The organism is Aquabacterium sp., from assembly GCF_021768455.1.
Lineage (GTDB): Bacteria > Pseudomonadota > Gammaproteobacteria > Burkholderiales > Burkholderiaceae_C > Aquabacterium.
Genome location: NZ_JAIZVX010000316.1, coordinates 1 through 1,010, shown reverse-complemented (window position 1 = coordinate 1,010; position 1,010 = coordinate 1). Strand labels below are relative to the sequence as shown.

At 69.2% G+C, this 1,010-nt stretch carries 1 protein-coding gene; it reads left to right on the top strand.

Translation table 11 applies throughout. The features are described 5' to 3' along the window. Positions 1 to 942: tetratricopeptide repeat protein (locus tag QZ994_RS19995; RefSeq protein ID WP_290877887.1), on the top strand; the 942-nt coding region annotated here is incomplete at its 5' end. Positions 943 to 1,010 lie beyond the last annotated feature (68 nt).

Genomic DNA, 1,010 nt, shown 5'->3' with positions numbered 1-1,010 from the left:
CAGGCCCAGCCCGAGCAGATCGGCTCCTGGCTGACCCTGGCCGCCGTGCGCCTGCAGCTCAATCAGCCCGACAAGGCCGAGGCCGCCCTCAAGGTCCCCCTGAGCCTGAGCGAGCACCCCGAACTCGCCAGCAAACCTGGCGACCCTTCCCGTGTGCGCGCCGACAACACCGACAGCGACCTCCAGCAGGCCCAACTGCTCATGGCCCAGATCGCCGAAGTGCGGCAGCAGCTGCCCGCGGCCCTCAACTGGCTGGACAAAGCCGACCCCCAAGGGAGCAAACTCGCCATCCAGACCCAGAAGGCCCGCCTGCTGACCCGCCAAGGCAAGCTGAACGAGGCCCGCGCCGTGATCCGCAAGCTGCCGGAATCCGAGCCCCGCGACGGCGCCATCAAGGTCCAGACCGAAGCCCAGCTGCTGCGTGACGCCCGCGCCTACAAAGAGGCCTACAAGCTCCTGGCCGAAGGCGTCGCACGCTACCCCGAAGACAGCGAACTGCTCTACGACCAGGCCATGATGGCCGACAAGCTGCAGCAGCACACCGAGATGGAGCGCCTCCTGCGCCAGGCCATTGCGCTCAGCCCGGACAACGCCAACGCCTACAACGCCCTGGGCTACAGCCTGGCCGACCGCGGCCTGCGCCTCGACGAAGCCCGCCAGCTCATCACCAAGGCCCTGGAGATCCGCCCTGGCGACCCCTTCATCACCGACAGCCTGGGCTGGCTGGCCTTCCGCGCCGGACAGACGGCAGAGGCCGCGCGCGTGCTGAAGCAGGCCTACGACAGCCGCCCGGACCCGGAAATTGCCGCCCACCTGGGCGAGGTGCTCTGGACCCTCGGCCAGCAGGACGAAGCCCGCCGCTACCTGCGCGAAGCCCTCAAGGCCGAACCCGACAACGACACCCTGCTCGACACCCTCAAGCGCCTGAAGATCAAGCCGTGACGCAAACGCTTGCCTTCCCCGCCTCGCGCCCCCTGCTCGCCCTAGCCTGCGCGCTCGGCCTGAACGCC